A 20,676-nucleotide genomic window follows, 5' to 3' on the forward strand; every position below is an offset into this window, starting at 1 on the left:
ACGGCAAAAATGCTGTTCACCCTTTTTAATTATAAATTTTATATTAAAACTAGGAGTATTTTTATCAACTATATATTAAGCGGTAGATTAACAATGGTAAAATATTCTATATGTACTATATGGTTAGAATTTTTTTAATAGAGGTGTTCTAAACTTGAACTATGAGGAAATTCTTATTCTAATTAAAGAAATTGACAAGACTAATGAAGTTGAATGGTACAACTATGAAAATAACCGTTTGCAAATTAAGTTTATAAATAATAGTACAGTTTATAAATACAACAATTACAACCATATAAAGATTTACCAAAAACCAAAGTTACTGGATCACGCAAACTTTATTCTTTATCACGATGATAATCCGATAGAGGATATTAAAAAGGTGATAGAGTTTGAGAAATACATCAAAATTATAAAGTCAAATGAGGAAACATTAGTGTATCCTCAGGAAAGAATTGTATTTGAAAAATCAAAAATAGATAAAAGTAGTATTAGGGCTCTTCTTTGCTATTTTAAGGAATTAGCAGGCTGTATAGATGATGCAAATAACAATAACTCTAAATTTTTAAGTAATCAATTTAAGGAACTTAACAATATAAGTCCAAGGTGTGTTCTTTCATCGTATCTTGGGAAAAAAACAATTTCAACTAAAGATGAAATTCAACTACCAATCTTTCCTTTTGGCTTTAATCTAAGTCAAAAAGTTGCAACGGAAAATGCATTATCTGCACAAATAAGTGTTATCGAGGGACCACCGGGTACGGGGAAAACTCAAACAATCTTAAATATTATCGCAAACGCAGTCTTAGAGGATAAATCAGTAGCAGTTGTTTCTAATAATAATTCTGCTACTGCTAATATAGTTGAAAAGCTAAATAAATATGGATTGGATTTTATTACTGCTTTTCTAGGAAATATGGATAATCAAAAAAAGTTTTTTGAAGAACAAAGTGGATTTTACCCCGAAGACTTAAAAAAATGGGTGTTGCCTGATTCTGAATTTAATTTGTTAAAAGATAAATTAGAAAAATCCCATCAGCAAATAGCTAAAATTCTTAATTACCAAAATAGTCATGCAAAACTTAAGCAAGAATTGTCAGAGCTAAAGATTGAATATAAGTATTTTAAAGAATATTATTTTGAAGAGAAAAGATCTACATCAATAAAATTAAAATCTTTTTTAAAATTAAACGAAGATAAATTATTACATTTATTAATCAAGTATGAGCAAGATTTACATAAAGAAACAATTTCAATTAACAAAAAAATTTATAATTTGATAGCTTTTGGTATATATAATTTCAAGTTATATGACCATTCACCTGAGGAAATAATATCTTATCTCCAAGAAAATTTCTATAGGAAAAAAATCGCGTCAGTATCAAAAGAGATTAAGGAAATGGAGGAGAAACTTACTAAACATAATTTTGAACAGAAAATGATGGAATATCAAATAGGATCAATGAAATTGTTTAAAGCAAAATTAGCGAATAAATACAAATTTAATAAGGAACGACTAAATTTTCAAGCGAATAAATTTAAAGAAAGTTTAGATTTTTTTATAGATGAATATCCGGTTATCTTAAGTACTACACACTCATTACGAAATTGCGTATCACAAAATTACTTATTTGATTATGTAATAATTGATGAGGCTTCTCAAGTCGACATACTTACAGGTGTTCTGGCACTTTCATGTGCAAAAAACACTGTAGTTGTAGGAGATTTACAACAACTATCTAACATAGTTGATAAAAAAGCAAAAAAAAGTATTGCGCAATTGTGTGCCAATCCTAATCTTCCAAATGGTTATAACTATTTAAACCATAGTTTATTGTCTTCTTTTCTTATTATCTTTAAAGATGTTCCGAAAGTATTATTAAAAGAACACTATAGGTGTCACCCAAAAATAATTAGTTTTTGTAACAAAAGGTTTTATCAGAATAAGCTGGTTATACTAACAAATGAAGGAGACAATGATTCTCCTCTCCTCTTCTATAAAACAGTTAAAGGGAATCATGCCAGAGGTACATTAAATCAGAGGCAAATTGAAGTCATTTTCGATGAAATCTTAACTAACAAGGAAATTTTGGTGAATCCGGATGAACTTATCGGTATAATTTCACCTTTTTGTGATCAAAAAAATGAAATTCAAAAGACTATAGATAATAAAGTTAATATGGATGCAGAAACAGTTCACAAATATCAAGGAAGAGAAAGGGACACCATAATTCTTTCAACAGTGGTAAACGAGGCAAATGATTTTGTTGACTCTCCTAATCTAATTAATGTTGCTGTTTCAAGAGCTGTAAACAGATTGGTTATTGTAGGGGCAGAGAATAGTGACCGATGGAAAGGGAGTAACTTAAGCGATTTGGTAAGGTATATTCAATATAATAACTTTAAGATAATTGATAGTAGGATTCGCTCTGTGTTTGATTTGCTATATAGCAGTTATTCTGAACAGCGATTAAAATATTTGAAAAATAGAAAGAAAGTGTCTGACTTTGACTCAGAAAATTTGATGAATGCTGTTATAGAAAAAATACTGAACAAGCCAGGGTTTCATCATTTAGGACATATCCTCCATCAACCTCTTAAAATGTTAGTGAGGGATTATTCACTCCTAAATAATTCCGAAAAAAAATATGTAATGAACATTTCTACTCATACCGATTTTGTTCTTTTTAATAAAGTGGATAAAATGCCAATATTAGTTGTGGAAATAGATGGGCACGCATATCATGCAGAGAATCCATCTCAGTTAAAGCGTGATAATATGAAAGATGAGATATTAAAGAAATGTAATATACCAATAATAAGATTTAAAACCACGGGGAGCGGAGAGGAAGAAAAGCTCGAGAGTAAACTTTTAGAAGTGATGAAAATAAAATCTTTTAACTAAAGGAGGCAAATAATATTTAGGAAATATACGAACATAATGTAAAAGGTGATCTTTCTAATAGTTTGGTAAACTATCTATAATAGACAGAACAGAACGGGAAAACAAGAAGGCAGGTAAGTAATGTGACGACGATATACGATATTGCCAAACGAGCCAACGTTTCCTCCATGACCGTCTCAAGGGTCATTAACAACAAAGGAAACATCAGTGAAGCGACCAGGAAAAAGGTAGAGGACGCGATCAAGGAATTAAACTATATACCCAATTCGGCCGCGCAAAGCCTGAATTTGAAGAAAACGAAGCTTCTTTCGCTTGTTATTACGGACATTACCAATCCTTTTTTTACAAAAGTGGCGAGAGGGGCTACAGATAAAGCCAACCAGATGGGATATCAGCTCATTCTTTGCAATACCGATGAGGATTACGAGAAGGAAAGCGAGTATATTGATGCACTGATTGCAAAGCGGGTAGATGGGGTCATTATCGCACCAACCGGTGATTCGTCGATCAAAAATTTAAAAAAGCTAATGAAAAACCGAATTCCCTTTACGTTAATCGACCGTAAAATTGAAAATGTACCATGTGATATGGTGCTTGGGGATAATTACGAGGGAACCCGGTATCTGCTTCAGCACCTCATCAACAATGGTCACCAACGGATCGCGATGGTCCATGGACCGTTGACCATTTCGACGTCGAAGGAACGATATCAGGCGTATGTGGAGACGTTGAAATTAAATGACCTAACTGTGAATCCTTCCTTTATGATTGAAGACCATTACAAACAGGAGGATCAATTAGCAGGGATCAATCATTTGCTTGAACTTCCGGAGGACGAGCGCCCTACCGCGTTCTTTGCTGTTAACAATTTTATTGCCATTAAGCTCATTAAACAGCTCCGCCAGGGCGGCCTCCGTGTACCGGAGGACATGGCAGTCGTCTGCTTTGATGATCTTGAGTTGTTTATCGAGCTGGATCCGTTTTTAACGGTGTCCTCGCAGCCTGCCTATGATTTCGGCTACATTGGCACTCAACTGGTCATCGAACGGGTAGAGGGCAACAGTCCGTCCGGTTACCGGTCCGTTAATTTAAAGCCGGAATTGGTAATCAGAAAATCATCAGGAACCTCTATTAAAGAATAGTTTCTGGATAGTTAGCAATGTATACTGTAATGCAATATCCTCATTTTAAAAAAAGGATTTACGCACTCGTTAATTTACCTTAAAATGGAAGTGTTGAAAAATACACTTTACAGGAGGATAGTCTTGGCCCTTTTAATGGTGATTTCACTTGTGGTCCTGATTTTGATTAACTGGATTCCCTTTGCTTTAAATAAAAAATTTAACGCTCGTTATTGGGTTTCCGGCATTGTCATTACGGTGATCGGACCAACCATTGGTTATGTGGCTATTCGAATCTTTTTTCACCTCATTACAAATGATGAACAGCAAGCTTATGACGCTTATTTTACTGGGTTTGGTTTAGGGTTACTCATCATTACGCTGAGTGGCATCATCTATATTCTTGCTGGCATTGTTTCAACAATTAAAAAGAACAGGCATGTGAGCCAGTAAAAGCCAAGGTGAAAACTTTGGCTTTTTTATTTTGGTTTCCCAATTTTATAACTTGTCCCAATAATTAATTGACAATTCTAAATACTTTTGTTATTAATAATGTTACCGGTAACATTTAAATGAACAATTAAAGGAGGAATGCACATGATTGATAGCCATCAGCACTTTTGGAAGCTGGAAAGAGGCGACTATGGATGGCTGACGGAAGACATGGAGGTTCTCTATCGAGATTACCTGCCTGAAGATTTGGTTCCTTTGCTGCAGCAATTCAATATTTCCGGAACAATCGTGGTCCAAGCCGCACCTACATATGAAGAAACCTTATTTCTCTTATCACTATATGAACGTTATGACTGGATCAAAGGGGTGGTTGGTTGGCTCGATCTATCTTCAACTTCTTTTCCAGAGCAATTGGAAGAACTGTTAAAAAATCCGGGAGTAGTTGGTCTTCGTCCGATGCTGCAGGACATCGAGCAAAGTGATTGGATTCTGCAGGAGCAGGTTGTTGAAAATGTGAAGCTTCTTCATAAAAAGGAACTGCCGCTTGATTTGTTGATTAACAAAAAACATATCCCTTTTGTACTGGAGTTATTGAAAGCGCTTCCCGAGTTAAGAGCAATCGTTGATCATATGGCCAAGCCGAATATCGCAGAGGGAGAGCTGTCTGGCTGGAAGGAAGACATGAAAGCCCTCGCCGAGTACCCGAATGTATGGTGCAAGGTCTCCGGATTCATGACAGAGGCGGTTCCGTACGAGTGGGAAACAGAAGATTTTAACCCTTACATCCAGCATGTCGCAAACGTATTTGGACCGTCACGACTGCTGTTTGGCTCTGACTGGCCTGTCTGCTTATCGGCGGGAACCTATGGGGATGCCATTGACATTATTAATAAAAATCTTCCTGATTCACTGACACCAGCAGAGAGAGAGCGTATTTTCAGCGAGAATGCCAAGAAATTTTACCGCTTAAATACCAAGACAAAGGAGAGTACAAGATGAGTAAATTCACAAACCGTACCGCACTTGTAACAGGGGGAAGCCAGGGAATTGGATCAGCTATCGTAAAACGATTGGCTGAGGAAGGAGCTAATGTTGCGATCAACTATTTTTCCTCAAGTGACCTTGAAAAAGCCGTTGAACTAAAGAAATACGTTGAAGAACAATTTGGGGTCCGTGCACTGACAGTTCAGGGGAACGTCGGCATCAAGCAGGATGTTGATCAAATGATCAGTGAAGTGGAACAGGAATTGGGACCAGTGGATATCTTGGTCAACAACGCCGGAATCGCCCCGTTTGAACCGTTTTTAAGTCTTTCGGAAGAAACGTGGGACCGAACGTACCAGACGAATGTGAAATCGATCTTCCTAACATCGCAGCGAGTGGCGAAATCGATGATCGGAAGAAAATACGGAAAGATTGTAAATATTGCTTCGACAGCCAGTGTGATGGTCACCAGCCCGGTGGTGCCGCACTATATCTCGTCCAAAGCAGCGGCCAGCCATCTAACCAAGGCCCTGGCGATTGAACTAGGCAAATACAACATCAACGTTAATGCGGTTGGTCCAAGCACAACCGCCACACAGATGTGCGAGGAATATCTGGCAGACCCGGCAATTCTGGAAAAAGAGATTGAAGCCAACCCAATGAAACGGTTGGGAACAGAAAAGCAAATTGGGGATGCGGTTGTCTTCCTGGCTTCAGATGAGGCCATGCAAATCAATGGTCATTTGCTGATGGTGGATGGGGGATTAACGGTCAAAGCGGCGCAACCGGAGGATCACATGGATCACGAGCAGGAGGTTACCATTTGATGAAAAGCTCTATGGAAAGCGGAGGGGGAGAAAGCCATGCTTAAAGGGATACCTTCGATCCTGTCTCCTGAGCTGCTCAAGGTTCTGATGGAAATGGGGCATGGTGATGAAATTGTCATTGCGGATGGGAACTTTCCTGCTGCAAGCCATGCCCGCCGGCTGGTTGCGGGCTATGGTCATGGCGTCTGTGACTTTTTGGATGCCATTTTGGAGTTGTTTCCGCTTGATACCTATGTAGATGCTCCGGTTCTGTTGATGGATCCGGTGGAAGGTGACGACAAGAATCCGCAGATCTGGAAGGAATTCGAACGAGCTGTTCAAGCCACTAACGGGGACAAGGTGACATTTGAAAAGCTGGAAAGACATGAGTTTTACGAACGGAGCAAGTCGGCATATGCCATTCTCGCAACAAGTGAAAACGTACCATATGCCAACATCATCTTGAAAAAAGGAGTTTTATAAACATAGTGGATGAAACCGGGCACTGAATCGAACCATCAGTGTCTTCTCTTAAAAGAAGTATGTAAGCCTTTACATCAATTCTTGAACAGAAGGGGAGTTACCCATGAAAAACGATTCCATTGTTCAGCTGCCTGATGGCTACTTAAACCGTACACCTGTCTTTCAATTTATTCTCGTTTCCTTACTTTTCCCCATGTGGGCAGTGGCAGCGAGTTTAAATGATATTCTCATTGCCCAATTTAAACATGTGTTTGAACTCAGTGACTTTGCAACGGCCTTTGTGCAAAGCGCCTTTTATGGCGGCTATTTTCTTATCGCACTTCCAGCTTCCATGGTGATTAAAAAGAAGAGTTACAAGTTTGGTATTATTACAGGGCTTCTATTTTACATCGCAGGCTGTTCCTTGTTTTATCCCGCCTCTCACATGGCGACTTATATGATGTTTCTGATTGCTATTTTTGGGATTGCCGTCGGTCTGGGTTTTCTTGAAACAGCAGCCAACACGTACAGCTCCATGATTGGTCCCCGTAAATACAGCATCTTACGATTGAACATCTCACAAACGATTTATCCTATTGGAGCGATCTCTGGCATTCTTTTAGGCAAATACCTTGTTTTCCAGGAAGGAGAAAGTCTGGAAGCCCGGATGGCCAATATGTCTCCAGCTGAGGCACAGGCCTTTGGATTAAATATGCTTCAGCACACACTCCAACCCTATAAATATATTATTTTTGTACTGATTGCCATACTTATTCTGTTTGCTGTTACAAAATTCCCTGCGTGTAAGCCGGCTGCTGAGGAAAAGAAAAACACGGCTGGTTTTAAAGAATCTCTTAAATACCTGGGGGCCAATTCGCGCTTCCGCAAGGGAGTTGGTGCTCAGCTGCTGTATTGCGGCATGCAGACCGCCGTATGGTCGTTTACCATTCGTCTGGCCCTGGACATGAACTCAGGCATCAATGAAAGAGCTGCTTCCAACTTTATGGTATACAGCTTTATTTGCTTCTTTGCGGGAAGGTTCATTGCGAACTTTTTGATGGCACGGTTCAAGCCGGCCAAGGTGCTCTTCTGTTATTCCATACTTGGTGCCCTAACGCTTGCTTATGTGGCGTTTGTGCCAAACACAACTGCCGTTTATGCCGCCATTGGCGTAAGCCTGCTGTTTGGACCGTGCTGGCCAACGATTTACGGAAATACGCTGGAGGTAGTCAAAGACAAAAAATATACCGAAACCGCAGGCGGATTTCTCATCATGTCCATTGTGGGCGGAGCTATCATTCCGGCCGTTCAGGGTTACGCCTCCGACCTGTTCGGTTCCATGCAGACGGCCTTCCTCGTTTCCATGGCCTGCTTTATCTACATCGGCTTTTACTTTTATGGTGAAATGAAAAATCAGGAGACTGTTCAGAAAACCACTAAATCGTCTGTGAAGTTGGCTAGGTAAAAAAATGGGCAATAAAAATCAACAGGTTCAGTTTTTTATGAACCTGTTTTTTATTGGTCGTGAGGAACAATCCTTGAAATTTAGTTGTTTTTCGAATAGTATGAATACTATAGTTTGTTTAATGAATAAACATAGTGTCGGTCACCTAGAGATTTAAACGAATGTTTAACCATAAAAAAGGTGGGTACCCCAAGCATGAACAGTAAAACGCTTTTTAATGATGGTTGGGAATTTGCGAAGAGCAGTTTGGATACGGAGAGTACTGAGGGCTTGGCATTTGATGCGGTGGAATGTGACTCCATTTATGGTAAATACATTTACAAAAGAAGGAACACGGATCACGGGAATCGGCAACAATGTTTCCTTGGTATTTGGAGAGATGGATTTTACAGGTAAGGGTGCGAACCGGCTTGTGATTAACGGCCATTCGCCGTTCGATAAAAACACCATTCTTATCCGGTTCGAGAATGCGGATGGGGAGAGCCAGCAGATGGTGGAATTTCCGCACTCGAACGGTTATGAAGAAAGAGTCTTTGATCTGGAGAAGGTAACCGGGATGCAGAAGGTGACGTTTGTCTTCCTGCCGGGAAGCAACTTTGACTTTGGCTGGTTCCGGTTCGAACAGGAATGAAAGGGAGAGATGGACATGGCAAATGCAACAATGGATGCGGCAGTGCTCACTGAACTGCAACATATTGAGCTCAAAAAATTCGGTGTTCCTGCACCAAAAGACAACGAGGTGCTCATTCGTGTAAGGGCCGTAGGATTATGCGGTTCTGATATTCATTACTACGAACATGGCAGGATCGGAGGCTATGTGGTCGAGAAGCCGATCATCCTTGGGCATGAGGTTTCCGGAGACATTGTGGCTGTCGGGGAAAAGGTCCAGAACCTGAAGGAAGGCCAGCGAGTGGCGATCGAGCCGGGCGCAACATGTGGTGAATGCGAGCACTGCAAAGCGGGGCGCTACAACCTTTGCCCGGATGTGGAATTCCTCGCGACCCCTCCGTATGATGGTGCGTTCTGTGAATACGTGGCGATGCGGGAGGATCTTGTGTTTCCGATTCCGGATGGGATGAGCTACGAAACAGCCGCGCTCGTGGAGCCATTTTCCGTTGGTGTTCATGCGATTACAAGAGGAAGGCTTGAGGCTGGTGAATCCGTAATTATCATGGGGATGGGGCCAATCGGAATGGTGACTGCTGCAGCGGCCAAAATGGCAGGAGCCCGGCAGATTATTGGGGTTGATCTGGAACAAAGCCGCCTGAACACGGCGAAGGAGATGGGGGTCACCCATACCATCAATCTCAGGGAAGACGATTTGGCTCAAAAGTTAAATGAATTTACCGCCGGTCGAGGGGTAGACCTGGCGATTGAAACAGCTGGCAGCCCGAAAGCCGTCCAGGGAACGATTGCTTCTGTCCGAAAAGGTGGAAGAGCAGCGATCGTCGGCATGTCTCCGCAGGATGAAGTGCCAATGAACGTGGCACAAATCATTGATAAGGAAATCGATATCATGGGAGTATTCCGTTACCATCACACATACCCAAAAGCGCTCGAGATGCTTTCAAAAGCAGAGGTTAACATTGAAAATATCATTACGGACAAATACACGATGGAACAGACGGCCGATGCCTTTGAAAAGGCGATTCATGATAAAACCAACACACTCAAAATCATGATTTATCCGAGTGGAGAGTGATTGAAAAAAGGGCGCTGCCTTTCAGCGGCAGTGCCCACTTTATTTTGAAGAACATTAGAATAAACATAAAAAACCTTCAACCCCAAGAGGGATCGAAGGTTCCAGTGAGCTGCCAATTAAACGTTTTCACTTAGTAGACTGTTTCTGTTGTTTTTTCGTCATTAAAGACGGGTTCTTTTTTTTTAAGACCGAGCGACTCGGCTGTGGACTGATGAATTTTTCTAAGCAGGTCAGGATTTTCCATCAAGGAAAGACCGTAGGACGGAATCATTTCTTTGATTTTCGGCTCCCACTCTTTCATGCGATCAGGGAAGCATTTGCTGATGATTTCAAGCATAACATGAACCGCTGTGGAAGCTCCCGGAGAAGCACCCAGTAATGCTGCGATGGTTCCGTTGGCACCAGTAACCACTTCTGTACCGAACTGAAGGGTTCCTTTGCCGCCAGCTTCTGTGTCTTTGATCACCTGCACACGCTGGCCTGCAACCACCAAATCCCAATCTTCAATTTTTGCGTTCGGGATGAATTCACGAAGCTCTTCCATACGCTGTTCTTTGGACAGCAGTACTTGCTGGATCAGGTATTTGGTCAATGACATTTCTTTTACACCTGCAGCCAGCATCGTTAAGATATTATCGGGCTTAACAGAAGTAATCAAATCGAACATGGAGCCGGTTTTTAAGAACTTTGGTGAGAAGCCGGCAAATGGTCCGAACAGCAGGGACTTTTTGTTATTGATAAATCGTGTATCCAGATGCGGTACGGACATCGGAGGAGCACCCACCTTGGCTTTTCCGTAAACTTTTGCGTGGTGCTGCTCAATGACTTTCGGATTGTTACATACCATGAAAATTCCGCTTACCGGGAATCCGCCAATATGCTTGCCTTCAGGAATACCGGATTTCTGAAGGAGATGAAGGCTTCCGCCGCCACCGCCGATAAAAACGAATTTTGCTTTATGGCGTTCCAAGGTACCGCTGTCATAATTCTTAATTTTCAGTTCCCAGGATCCGTCACTCGCACGTTTTAAATCATTAACACCATGTCCATAGAGAACATCAACATTCTTTGTTTTTAAATGATCAAAAAGGATACGGGTTAACGCACCAAAGTTAACATCCGTTCCAGAGTCAATTTTGGTAGCCGCAATCGGTTCGTCCATTTTACGGCCTTCAAGGATAAGTGGAATCCATTCCAGCAATTTCTCCGTATCTTCGGAAAATTCCATTCCTTGAAACAGTGGATTCTTTGACAGCGCTTCAAACCGCTTCTTCAGGAACTCCACATTTTTCTCACCTTGCACCAAACTCATATGAGGAAGCGGCATGATAAATTCCTCAGGTTTTTGGATGAGCTTGCGATTTACCAGATGAGACCAGAACTGCATGGATACCTGAAACTGTTCATTTATGTTTATTGCTTTGCTAATATCAATGGATCCATCGGGCTTTTCGACCGTATAGTTAAGCTCGCACAGTGCTGCGTGTCCTGTTCCCGCATTGTTCCATTCATTGGAACTTTCCTCGCCTGGTTTTCCGAGCTTCTCAAACACTTTAATATTCCATTCCGGTACTAATTCCTTCAAGAGAGTTCCTAATGTCGCACTCATGATTCCGGCGCCAATTAAAATGACGTCTGTGTTAGTTTCTCTGTTGCTCATTTATACCAACCTTTTCGCCTAATATTTGCAGAAAAGTTGCAGGCGTCACACCAAGCCAAGGTGCAATCGGATCACACACTTTCCTGTCTTAATGAAAACGATATCATCACGGATTACAATAATTAATGGATTGAACTATCTCTATTATATGATAAATATCAATTATTTGAAAGCTGGTAGAAAGTGAGAAGTGCAAATAATTGCTGAAAAACCGATGATTTTTATCGATTTTTATAAGAAAGTCCGTTTCTATCGTAAAAAAACATTAAAATTCATCCTATTGAAGAGAGTTCCTTATTATTTAGTAAGGAGATCGATGTTTTATTGAGTGCCTATTTTTTACAATAAAGTTTGAACAGAAAGCATTAATAAGGAATAGCGAGGTATAATGGAAACGAAAACTATGGAGAACATTTATCATGATGCAGCCAATCTTATAAACCAAATTATCCCAGAATTGTGGGCGACGGTATACATTTATGCTTTATTTTATTATGTTTCAAAAGAAAGCAATAAGCTTATTTATAGCCATAATATACCTAAATTATTTAATGTGGAACAGGACAATTATGATGAAATGTATCATAACCTGTATTTTATCTTTGATGATTTAAGATCTGAATTTATAAAGAATCAACAAGAAGTATGGACAAGTCTCATCTTTACGTGACAAAACGATGGTGAGTTTAAAATTGACTACGATTATAGGGACCTCTCTAATATTGCCTCTAGAGCACCAGACATATTGGGAATATAAAATGCTAGGAATGTTCCCTGAAGACGATTTTAAACAAGGCGTTTTGGATTCTTGTCTGGAGAAATTAGCAGAGAGCAAATAATTGAGAATGGTCGCTTTAAAACTGTTTTATGATGATGTGGTTAAAACCATCAACCAAATGATTCCTGAAAAGTGCAACACTATATATGCCTAGGCTCGTATTTCAGAAGGCGAAGGCACTTTACTTTTTTATTATCTATCTTCGTATTTCTTAATGAAAGCGCTTAATCACGACCATTCCACGCAGAATAGTATTGACAAGGATAAAAAGGAATTTTATGATTAAAAATGTTCTAATAATAATATAATAACTGTTCTTATCAAGAGAGACTGAGGGATTAGGCCCAATGACGTCCGGCAACCTCCATATGGAAAGGTGCCACTTCCTGCAGAATGAACTTCATTCTGAAAGATAAGGTGAGATTGAATTCATAATCAAAAGCCTCTTTCATGATGAAAGGGGCTTTTTTACATTGAAAGAAAAGAGGGGGCAATTTCTTGATCGAAGTGAACAACCTGGTAAAGGTGTATCGTTCAAAGAAGAAAGAAATCGTAGGGGTGAACAACGTTTCCCTTAATGTAAAAGAAGGGGAAATCTACGGCATTATCGGGTATAGCGGTGCTGGTAAAAGCTCACTTATCCGCTGTTTGAATTTGCTTGAAAAGCCAACATCGGGTCAAGTGAAAATTGATGGAGTCGACCTTACGACGCTGAAAGGTGAAGGCCTGCGAAAAGCACGTTTAAAAATCGGGATGATCTTTCAGCATTTTCATCTAGTGAGCTCAAAAACGGTTTATGAAAATATTGCGTTTGCACTTAAAGCAGCAGGAAAGACGAAAGCTGAAGCAAATAAGCGTGTCTTGGAACTTTTGGATCTGGTCGATTTGACTGATAAAAAAGACCAGTATCCGGCACAGTTGAGTGGTGGACAAAAACAAAGAGTAGGGATTGCCAGGGCACTTGCCAACAATCCAAAGGTGCTGTTATGCGATGAGGCGACCTCAGCACTAGATCCGAGTACAACCAAATCCATTCTCAATCTGTTAAAAGATATAAATAAAAAACTTGGACTGACCATCGTTCTGATAACGCATGAGATGGAAGTGGTGAAGGAGATTTGCCATAAGATCGCGGTTATGCAGAACGGGGAAGTGATCGAAGAGGGAGAGGTGTATGAGATTTTTTCCAATCCGAAAAAGCCGCTGACACGGGATTTCATTAATAGTATCCTTCAGTTCGATCTTCCAGAGCAGCTGATTGAGAAAAGAAAGGGAACCATCATCAAGATCCAGTTTAAAGGTGAAATCGCTGAGGAGTCTGTCGTATCCGAGCTTTTCCAGCGGTATCAGGTGAAAGGAAACATCCTGCACGGCAAAATAGAATACATTCAGGATACACCTCTTGGCATTTTCATTATGGAATTGACAGGAGAAGCGTCCGAAGTAAAAAAGGCAATTGATTACATCACCAGCAAAACGAGAAGCCTGGAGGTGGTCCATGATGCTGCTTGAATCGCTCGTCCAGCTTATGCCGGATATTAATAAGGCGTTTTTCGAGACTCTCTATATGGTGGGAATTTCGCTGCTTGTAGCAATTGTTCTCGGACTTCCGCTTGGTGTTTTGCTGTTTGTAACGGATAAAGGATTGTTTTTGGAGAATTCGGTGGTGAAAGGTGTTGCCGGATGGATCGTAAACTTGATTCGTTCCATTCCCTACATCATTCTTTTGGTGGCATTGCTTCCTCTAACGAATCTTCTTACCGGCACAACGATTGGCCCTACGGCGGCCTCTGTCTCTTTGTCGGTAGCAGCGATTCCTTTTTTTGCAAGAATGGTAGAAACGTCAATGAGAGAGATTGATAAGGGTGTCATAGAATCGGCTATTGCGGTGGGAGCCACTTCATGGATGATCATTAAGGATGTTCTTCTTCCGGAAGCCAAGCCTGGACTTGTTCAAGGGCTCACAATTACAACAATTAGTTTGGTCGGCTATTCTGCAATGGCCGGAATTGTTGGGGGCGGAGGTATTGGGGATCTGGCCATTCGATTTGGATACTATCGTTACGATAACACCGTTATGATTACCACGGTGGTGGTTTTGATTCTCCTTGTGCAGGTTATTCAGCTTGCCGGAGACTCTATCTCTAAAAAAGTAGATAAAAGATAATAATTAATAGGAGAGAGAAACTATGAAAAAGTATTTGTCTGCACTTATTTTACTGCTTGTGGTTGGCCTTTTGTCAGCTTGTGGATCTTCATCGAGTGGATCATCAGGCTCTGGTGATAAAAAGAATATTGCCATTGGCGCCACAGCCGGTCCATACAGCGACATGGTAACAAAAGCGATCAAGCCACAACTTGAGAAAAAGGGGTACAAAGTCAAAGTCGTAGAGTTTAGTGATTATGTACAGCCTAACCTGTCCTTATCCAAAGGATCCATTGATGCCAACTTGTTTCAACATAAGATCTATATGGAAAATTTTGCAAAAGAGAAGAACCTAAAACTGTCTGAGCTAATCAGTGTGCCAACCGCTCCAATGGGAGTATACTCTGAGAAATTAAAAAAAATAGAAGACATTAAGAATGGAAGCACCATTGCCATTGCCAATGATCCAGTAAACCTGGCAAGAACGCTGTTAATGTTCCAGGATGCCGGGCTTATTACCATCAAAAAAGATGTTAATCCATTAACCGCTTCTGAAAAAGATATACAAGACAACCCAAAGAAACTTCAGTTTAAGCCTTTGGAGGCTGCCCAATTGCCACGTGCAGTCGGAAGTGCGGATGTTTCCGCTGTACCGGGAAATTTTGCAATCGCAGCAAAAATGAATCTTCAGGATGCGCTATTCCTTGAGAACATGCCGGATCAATACCGAAATCGTGTGGTAGTGAATACGAAAGACGTGAAATCCCAGTTCGCTAAAGACATTAAAGCAGCGGTAGAGTCGAAAGAATTTGAACAAACAATGGATAAAGAATTTAAAGGCTTCGGCAAGCCGGAGTGGATGAAGAAGTAAATCTGAATAGAGTATTTTCATAAGAGTCGCTCCGGCGGCTCTTTGTTTTATATTCCAGACAATCTATACGATACAATAGAGGATAAAAAGAGCTGTAAGCAGGGGAGGGGTAGGTTATGAGTGAAGCGGTTTTCACACTATTGATATTAGGGGGAATCGGTTTGCCGGTGGCTGCCTATGTGACGCTGCTGCTGCTGGATTTCTTTGAAAAGGAGCTGGATTATCTCCAGGTTCAGAACAAACGAATCGAGATGGAGAAAGAGCTTCATCGTGTGGAGTACCTGCAGCTGAACCAGCAGATCCAGCCGCATTTTATGTTTAATTCCCTGAATGCGATGCTGTCATTGAACCGTCTGGGCCGGACGAAGGACGTCAGCTATGCGCTTGAGGAGTTCTCCCAGTTTCTCCGCTATAAATACGTGAACAAGGAATCCCTGGTCGCTTTTGAAGAAGAGCTGGCCTATACCTCGCACTATCTTTCGATCCAGAAGATCCGTTTTGGCAAACAGTTAACCATTCGTTTAACTATCGATGAACAGGCGAGGCGTACGCACCTGCCGCCTTATGTGCTGCAAACGCTCGTGGAGAATGCCTTTAAACACGGGCTGGAAAAGAAAAGGGGAGAAAAGGCGTTAAGCATTGCTTTGGAGCGCATGGGAAGCTGGGTGGAACTGCGGGTCAGTGATAACGGCCCGGGTCCTGCTGAACCTGAGAGCTCAAGCGATGGCGTTGGTTTGGAGAATATCAGAAAACGGCTTTCTTTAATCTACGATCTTCATACCGAAGTGAACTTATCAAGAAGAATGGAGGACACTGTCGTAGTGGCAGTGTGGCCGTATACACCGGAGGGAGAAAGATGAACGTTCTCATTGTGGACGATGAACCATTGGAAATTGAACAGTTGCATTATTTGATTCAAGAGCAATATCCTTCATGGAATTTGTATGAGGCGGAAGATGCGGTGCGGGCAAAAAAGGTGCTTGCGGAAACTTCCATCGACCTGACGCTTCTCGACATCCATCTGCCTGGGGAGTCGGGACTTGATCTCTGTGTTTATATCAAAGAACAGTACGAAACGGAGTGCATCATGGTAACGGCGTTTGAAGATTTTCAGTATGCCAAACAGGCCCTTCAGTTGCATGTCTTTGACTACATCGTCAAACCTGTGATCAGCAGGGAATTCTATCAGACGCTGGAGAAATTCGTGACAACGTTCGGCTATTTGGAGAAGGTTTCACCATCCATTGAGAAGGTCATCCAACTGATCCATAACCGATATGAAGCGAAGCTGAATCTGAAAGAACTTGCGAAGGAAGTGCATATGGCACCGAATTATCTCAGCCGGAAGTTTTCGGAAGAAGTGGGCATGAACTTTCAGGAATATGTGATTTCCTACCGGATCACCAAAGCCAAATCATTTTTAAAGCAGCAGCCTGACTGGTCCATTCAGCAGGTTTCGGAAAAGTCGGGCTTCACCAGTCTGCATCATTTTAGCTCGACGTTTAAAAAGATCGTTCAGCTTTCGCCGAGCCAATACCGGGAGAGCCTGCAGCATGATTGAGTGGTATTTTCATTTGTCCATTGCTGCGGCGGTGATCATTTTCAATCTGAACCACGTGGCTGAACATCCCACTCCGGGTGATTATTTCATGAGCAGCCAGGAATTCGGGTTAAAGCGGGGCACGGTTTTATTATGGATGAGCTTTTTTGGCGGTTTTTCCCTGGTTGCTCCGATATTTGTTATCTATTATTTTGGATGGCCAACCGGCATGGGATATGGCCTTTTTCTTTTATTTTTTCTTTACGTACTTTTATCGTGGCTTTTCCGGCAGGTCGGGAAAGATCCGTTTCATTCTCTGGGTCTGCTTGGGTATTATCAAGCCAGACTGACGAAGAAAGGGTATGCCTTCCTTATGCCCCTCATTATATTTGCCAACATGGAGGGACTGCTCCTGCAGCTGGGGCTGGCGCAAAAAGTATTTTCCCTTTGGTTTCCTGACCTTTCACGAGGCACCTTTTTGGCCATCCTCCTTGGTTTTTGTTTTGTGATTGCCGGACTTGGCGGCATCCTTTCGATTTTCAGGGCGGGCTACAGCCTCCTTTTGGTCTGCGGCTTGGCCTTTTTATTCGTGCCGCTCTATTCCTATTTGGCAGATGGCAATCATACCGTGTATGATTCCTATCAAATTTTTTTAAAAATGAAACAGAAAGTGCCGGACGAAATGGTTTATCTACTGATTTCCGTTCCGTTTGGGTTGATGGGAATACTTATGACTCATTTGTTTCAATGGCAGGTCATCCAGTCCATTAAACCGCAGTATCGGTCTCAGGTGCGCAAGCTGTCGGTAGCCTGTTTTTCGTCCATTCCGATTTCCGTTGGCATTTATGCGATTTATACGTTAAGCAAGCACCCGGCATCCACGTTTATAGAATTTGTGCGCCATATCGTTGAGGTGCCTGGCCCTTTGATTGTCATGCTGATTGTGGTGTGCTGGCTGGCGAGTGTCGTTCACTCTGTGTTCATCTCCATGTTTTCGATGGCGGTTCTGATTCTGAATAGCATTGGACAGCATTCCCCAAGGAACAGGATCCGAAGTGTATATTTGCGTCTCGGCATTCTGTCTTGTCTCGTCTTTTGTGTTCATGCTTGGCTTTTACGGGACCTGCAGTTTCTTTTTATGGGGTACGTGCTTCTCTACTTGATCGTTTCCCTCCCGCTAGTTTTCATAATAAAAAGCAGGGGGAAGATATCCGGATGGGTCACGGGCGTCATGCTCTTTTTCTTGGTGTTCAGCCTGATCATCTATCGGATGACCTCCCAGCCTTATTGGCCGATGCTGATTTGTGCATGCGTATCCTTTCTGACCGGCGGATATATTTATCTCAGGAATAAGGAAAAGAGTGAATATTTCGCAAAAAGAAGATAATAAATCACAAACCCATTTGTCTGAATACTTGTACAATTAATGAAAATGAATGGGGGGAATAAAAAATGCCAGAAACTCTGACAAAGCAGTCTTTTATTTATGAAATGAGCAAGGAGCATAAGCCTTCATTAGTGGTGAAATCGGGAAGCGAGGTCACGATTGAGACGTATGATTGTTTCCTGAACCAGATTACTTCGGAAAACACCGAGTATTCATCCATTGATTGGAACCAGATCAATCCTGCAACTGGTCCGGTGTATGTGGAAGGGGCAGAGCCAGGGGATATTCTCGCGGTAACGATTAATAAAATTGAGCTTGAAAACCAAGGTGTGATGGTGACAGGTCCCGGTCTTGGCGTTATGGGCAAACGGATTTCCGAGTTTTCGGTAAAAGTGGTGACCATAAAAGATAATAAAGCGATTTTCAATGAAAACGTCGAGCTTCCATTAAATCCGATGATCGGGGTCATTGGTGTGGCTCCTGAAGAAGGTGCGGTTGCCTGTGGAACACCTGGAAATCACGGCGGAAACATGGATACGGTGTTGATTACCGAAAACGCCACGGTGTATTTCCCAGTGTTCCATAAAGGAGCCCTCTTCTCGCTTGGAGATCTGCACGCGGCCATGGGAGACGGTGAGGTCGGAGTGTCCGGCATCGAAATCCCTGCCAAGGTCCGTGTGACGCTGAGTGTAATTAAGGGAGAATCCATTCGTACACCAGTAGTGGAAAATGAAGAGGGAATGGCTTTTCTTGTTTCAAAAGAAACCTTGGATGAGGCGGCAGATAAAGCGGTGGAAGAAATGGTGGATTATTTGCTCGGCAGAACGGACCTTTCTCTTGAGGAAATTACGATGCTGTTAAGCGTGGCCGGCCAGGTGCAGGTAAGCCAGATTGTTGATCCGCTCAAAACGGCCCGCTGCTATCTATCAAAAGAAGTGCTGAGAAGTCTAAGCATTACGTCTGTGTTTAAGGGGTGATTAGCATGGAACCCAATACAGCTGCAAAAGCAGATGTTCAGACGCCTTACCGCCAGGAATTGAAGCGGTCCCTGTCATTTTGGGATCTGTTGATTTACGGCATGGTGTTCATGGTGCCGATTGCGCCGTTCGGAATATACGGATCGGTGGTTCAAGGCTCCAACGGCATGATTGCCCTTGCGTATCTGATTGGAATGGTCGGCATGATCTTTACGGCGTTAAGCTACGCGCGCATGTCGGAAGCCTTTCCCATCGCTGGTTCCGTCTACTCTTATGCCCAGCGGGGAATCAATGACTCCGTCGGGTTCATTGCAGGGTGGCTGATCTTGCTGGATTATATCTTTATCCCGGCGCTTCTGTACTTGGTGAGCGCGTCGGCTCTTCACGATATGGTGCCGCAGATTCCTCTGTTCGTCTGGTCCCTTATTTTTATCGTGATCAATTCGGTGATCAACATCCGGGGAATCGAATTTACGGCGAAGGCTAACAAGATTATCGTGGTTCTTGAGTTGATCATTCTTGGTATCTTCCTGCTGGTGGGAATCATGGCGATCGCCAAAGGTGTCAACGGCTCGGAGCTGACGATCAAGCCATTGTATGACAAAAACCACTTCAGTTTAGGTGTCGTCATGGGAGCCGTTTCCATTGCGGTCTTGAGTTTCCTCGGTTTTGACGGTATCTCCACCCTAGCGGAGGAAACCAAGGATGGAAGCAAATCCATTGGTAAAGCCTGTATTTATGCGCTGCTCACAGTAGGTGCATTATTCATTATTCAAACGTGGGTGGCAGCTCTCATTTGGCCTGACTTTAAAAGTTTCAGCAATCCGGATGTTGCATTCTATCAAATCGCCGAGGTGGCTGGTGGAACGTGGCTGAAGTATTTGACCATCTTGGCAACCGCCCTCTCATGGGGAATTGCCAATTCACTGGTGGCGCAGGCAGCCATTTCACGCATCCTGTTCAGCATGGCCCGTGACCGCAAACTGCCGTCATTCTTGGCCAAAATTCATCCGAAGTACCAGACGCCTTACCTCGGAACGATTGCCATTGCCATTATTTCTATTATCGTCACAGCATTCTTTGCCTCTAAGATCGGCATGCTGTCTTCTGTGGTGAACTTTGGGGCTTTGTCGTCTTTCTTGTTCCTGCATCTATCTGTCATCAACTATTTTATCAGGAAAAAAAAGAGCACCGATTATGTCAGGCACCTCATCCTGCCGATTGTTGGTTTTGTGATCATCGGTTACGTCTGGATCAACTTGGATCTGCTCTCCAAGAAGCTCGGCTTCATCTGGCTGGGGATTGGAATTGTATATTTAATTGCCTTAAAACTGATGAAGAGGGATACAGGATTGAAGCTAGATTAATAGAAAAGGAGCATTCCCTTATGAAAAGGGGATGCTCCTTTTTGTTTTAACA

At 42.2% G+C, this 20,676-nt stretch carries 19 protein-coding genes and 1 riboswitch; of the genes, 18 read left to right on the top strand and 1 reads right to left on the bottom strand.

All coding sequences use genetic code 11. The features are described from left to right. Positions 1-154 precede the first annotated feature (154 nt). From QNH15_RS02800 to QNH15_RS02840, 9 genes are all read left to right on the top strand, one after another. A complete protein-coding gene (locus QNH15_RS02800; protein ID WP_283892408.1) occupies positions 155-2,905 on the top strand; it encodes an AAA domain-containing protein in 2,751 nt (916 codons plus the stop codon). 122 nt (positions 2,906-3,027) lie between these two features. Beyond that, entirely contained in the window at positions 3,028-4,047 is a 1,020-nt protein-coding gene (locus QNH15_RS02805; protein ID WP_283892410.1) for a LacI family DNA-binding transcriptional regulator, read from the top strand. Positions 4,048-4,170: 123 nt separating this feature from the next. Further along, positions 4,171-4,479: a hypothetical protein gene (locus tag QNH15_RS02810; protein WP_283892412.1), complete on the top strand. Its 309-nt coding sequence runs from the start codon at positions 4,171-4,173 to the stop codon at positions 4,477-4,479. Between the two features lie 144 nt (positions 4,480-4,623). Next, positions 4,624-5,478 (top strand): amidohydrolase family protein, encoded by an 855-nt coding sequence (locus QNH15_RS02815; protein WP_283892413.1) that lies wholly within the window; start codon positions 4,624-4,626, stop codon positions 5,476-5,478. Further along, on the top strand, positions 5,475-6,290 hold the full coding sequence (locus QNH15_RS02820; RefSeq protein WP_283892415.1) for an SDR family NAD(P)-dependent oxidoreductase: 816 nt from the start codon (positions 5,475-5,477) through the stop codon (positions 6,288-6,290). The genes QNH15_RS02815 and QNH15_RS02820 overlap by 4 nt, the downstream gene beginning before the upstream one ends. Positions 6,291-6,326: 36 nt before the next feature. Next, positions 6,327-6,752, top strand: a complete 426-nt coding sequence (locus QNH15_RS02825; RefSeq protein WP_283892417.1) for an RbsD/FucU family protein — start codon at positions 6,327-6,329, stop codon at positions 6,750-6,752. 103 nt (positions 6,753-6,855) lie between these two features. Beyond that, a complete protein-coding gene (gene fucP, locus QNH15_RS02830) occupies positions 6,856-8,196 on the top strand; it encodes an L-fucose:H+ symporter permease (protein ID WP_283892419.1) in 1,341 nt (446 codons plus the stop codon). Positions 8,197-8,473: 277 nt separating this feature from the next. Further along, a complete protein-coding gene (locus QNH15_RS02835; RefSeq protein ID WP_283892421.1) occupies positions 8,474-8,827 on the top strand; it encodes a carbohydrate-binding protein in 354 nt (117 codons plus the stop codon). Positions 8,828-8,842: 15 nt separating this feature from the next. Then, positions 8,843-9,898, top strand: coding sequence for an NAD(P)-dependent alcohol dehydrogenase (locus QNH15_RS02840; RefSeq protein ID WP_283892423.1), 1,056 nt, complete (start codon positions 8,843-8,845; stop codon positions 9,896-9,898). Positions 9,899-10,028: 130 nt separating this feature from the next. Here QNH15_RS02840 and QNH15_RS02845 read toward each other — a convergent pair whose 3' ends face one another. After that, positions 10,029-11,558: a malate:quinone oxidoreductase gene (locus tag QNH15_RS02845; protein WP_283892425.1), complete on the bottom strand. Its 1,530-nt coding sequence runs from the start codon at positions 11,556-11,558 to the stop codon at positions 10,029-10,031. A gap of 403 nt (positions 11,559-11,961) precedes the next feature. Between QNH15_RS02845 and QNH15_RS26160 the strand changes: the two genes are divergently transcribed. From QNH15_RS26160 to QNH15_RS02885, 9 genes are all read left to right on the top strand, one after another. Further along, positions 11,962-12,228, top strand: a complete 267-nt coding sequence (locus QNH15_RS26160; protein WP_430667153.1) for an immunity protein YezG family protein — start codon at positions 11,962-11,964, stop codon at positions 12,226-12,228. A gap of 422 nt (positions 12,229-12,650) precedes the next feature. Then, positions 12,651-12,755, top strand: a riboswitch (SAM riboswitch). 79 nt (positions 12,756-12,834) lie between these two features. Beyond that, entirely contained in the window at positions 12,835-13,848 is a 1,014-nt protein-coding gene (locus tag QNH15_RS02850; protein ID WP_283892427.1) for a methionine ABC transporter ATP-binding protein, read from the top strand. Beyond that, positions 13,838-14,503 (top strand): methionine ABC transporter permease, encoded by a 666-nt coding sequence (locus QNH15_RS02855; protein WP_090237535.1) that lies wholly within the window; start codon positions 13,838-13,840, stop codon positions 14,501-14,503. The genes QNH15_RS02850 and QNH15_RS02855 overlap by 11 nt, the downstream gene beginning before the upstream one ends. Before the next feature lie 22 nt (positions 14,504-14,525). Further along, positions 14,526-15,353 carry a MetQ/NlpA family ABC transporter substrate-binding protein gene (locus QNH15_RS02860; RefSeq protein WP_283892429.1) on the top strand — a complete coding sequence of 276 codons (828 nt, stop codon included), beginning with the start codon at positions 14,526-14,528 and terminating at the stop codon, positions 15,351-15,353. A 116-nt stretch (positions 15,354-15,469) separates the two neighbouring features. Further along, on the top strand, positions 15,470-16,213 hold the full coding sequence (locus tag QNH15_RS02865; RefSeq protein ID WP_283892431.1) for a sensor histidine kinase: 744 nt from the start codon (positions 15,470-15,472) through the stop codon (positions 16,211-16,213). Then, entirely contained in the window at positions 16,210-16,914 is a 705-nt protein-coding gene (locus QNH15_RS02870; RefSeq protein ID WP_283892433.1) for a response regulator transcription factor, read from the top strand. The genes QNH15_RS02865 and QNH15_RS02870 overlap by 4 nt, the downstream gene beginning before the upstream one ends. Further along, positions 16,907-18,280, top strand: coding sequence for a hypothetical protein (locus QNH15_RS02875; protein ID WP_283892435.1), 1,374 nt, complete (start codon positions 16,907-16,909; stop codon positions 18,278-18,280). The genes QNH15_RS02870 and QNH15_RS02875 overlap by 8 nt, the downstream gene beginning before the upstream one ends. Before the next feature lie 65 nt (positions 18,281-18,345). After that, positions 18,346-19,257 (top strand): acetamidase/formamidase family protein, encoded by a 912-nt coding sequence (locus QNH15_RS02880; protein ID WP_283892437.1) that lies wholly within the window; start codon positions 18,346-18,348, stop codon positions 19,255-19,257. A 5-nt stretch (positions 19,258-19,262) separates the two neighbouring features. Further along, a complete protein-coding gene (locus tag QNH15_RS02885) occupies positions 19,263-20,624 on the top strand; it encodes an APC family permease (protein ID WP_430667117.1) in 1,362 nt (453 codons plus the stop codon). Positions 20,625-20,676 lie beyond the last annotated feature (52 nt).

This window comes from Fictibacillus enclensis (genome assembly GCF_030123385.1).
Lineage (GTDB): Bacteria > Bacillota > Bacilli > Bacillales > Fictibacillaceae > Fictibacillus_C > Fictibacillus_C enclensis.

What these genes read in the sequence shown, in the direction of transcription:
- QNH15_RS02820 (WP_283892415.1), top strand. Translation starts at nt 5,475, where the DNA reads ATGAGTAAATTCACAAACCGTACCGCACTTGTAACAGGGGGAAGCCAG.
- QNH15_RS02880 (WP_283892437.1), top strand. Translation starts at nt 18,346, where the DNA reads ATGCCAGAAACTCTGACAAAGCAGTCTTTTATTTATGAAATGAGCAAG.
- QNH15_RS02875 (WP_283892435.1), top strand. Translation starts at nt 16,907, where the DNA reads ATGATTGAGTGGTATTTTCATTTGTCCATTGCTGCGGCGGTGATCATT.
- QNH15_RS02870 (WP_283892433.1), top strand. Translation starts at nt 16,210, where the DNA reads ATGAACGTTCTCATTGTGGACGATGAACCATTGGAAATTGAACAGTTG.
- QNH15_RS02815 (WP_283892413.1), top strand. Translation starts at nt 4,624, where the DNA reads ATGATTGATAGCCATCAGCACTTTTGGAAGCTGGAAAGAGGCGACTAT.
- QNH15_RS02885 (WP_430667117.1), top strand. Translation starts at nt 19,263, where the DNA reads ATGGAACCCAATACAGCTGCAAAAGCAGATGTTCAGACGCCTTACCGC.
- QNH15_RS02840 (WP_283892423.1), top strand. Translation starts at nt 8,843, where the DNA reads ATGGCAAATGCAACAATGGATGCGGCAGTGCTCACTGAACTGCAACAT.
- QNH15_RS02860 (WP_283892429.1), top strand. Translation starts at nt 14,526, where the DNA reads ATGAAAAAGTATTTGTCTGCACTTATTTTACTGCTTGTGGTTGGCCTT.
- QNH15_RS02825 (WP_283892417.1), top strand. Translation starts at nt 6,327, where the DNA reads ATGCTTAAAGGGATACCTTCGATCCTGTCTCCTGAGCTGCTCAAGGTT.
- QNH15_RS26160 (WP_430667153.1), top strand. Translation starts at nt 11,962, where the DNA reads ATGGAGAACATTTATCATGATGCAGCCAATCTTATAAACCAAATTATC.
- QNH15_RS02855 (WP_090237535.1), top strand. Translation starts at nt 13,838, where the DNA reads ATGCTGCTTGAATCGCTCGTCCAGCTTATGCCGGATATTAATAAGGCG.
- QNH15_RS02865 (WP_283892431.1), top strand. Translation starts at nt 15,470, where the DNA reads ATGAGTGAAGCGGTTTTCACACTATTGATATTAGGGGGAATCGGTTTG.
- QNH15_RS02845 (WP_283892425.1), bottom strand. Translation starts at nt 11,558, where the DNA reads ATGAGCAACAGAGAAACTAACACAGACGTCATTTTAATTGGCGCCGGA.
- fucP (WP_283892419.1), top strand. Translation starts at nt 6,856, where the DNA reads ATGAAAAACGATTCCATTGTTCAGCTGCCTGATGGCTACTTAAACCGT.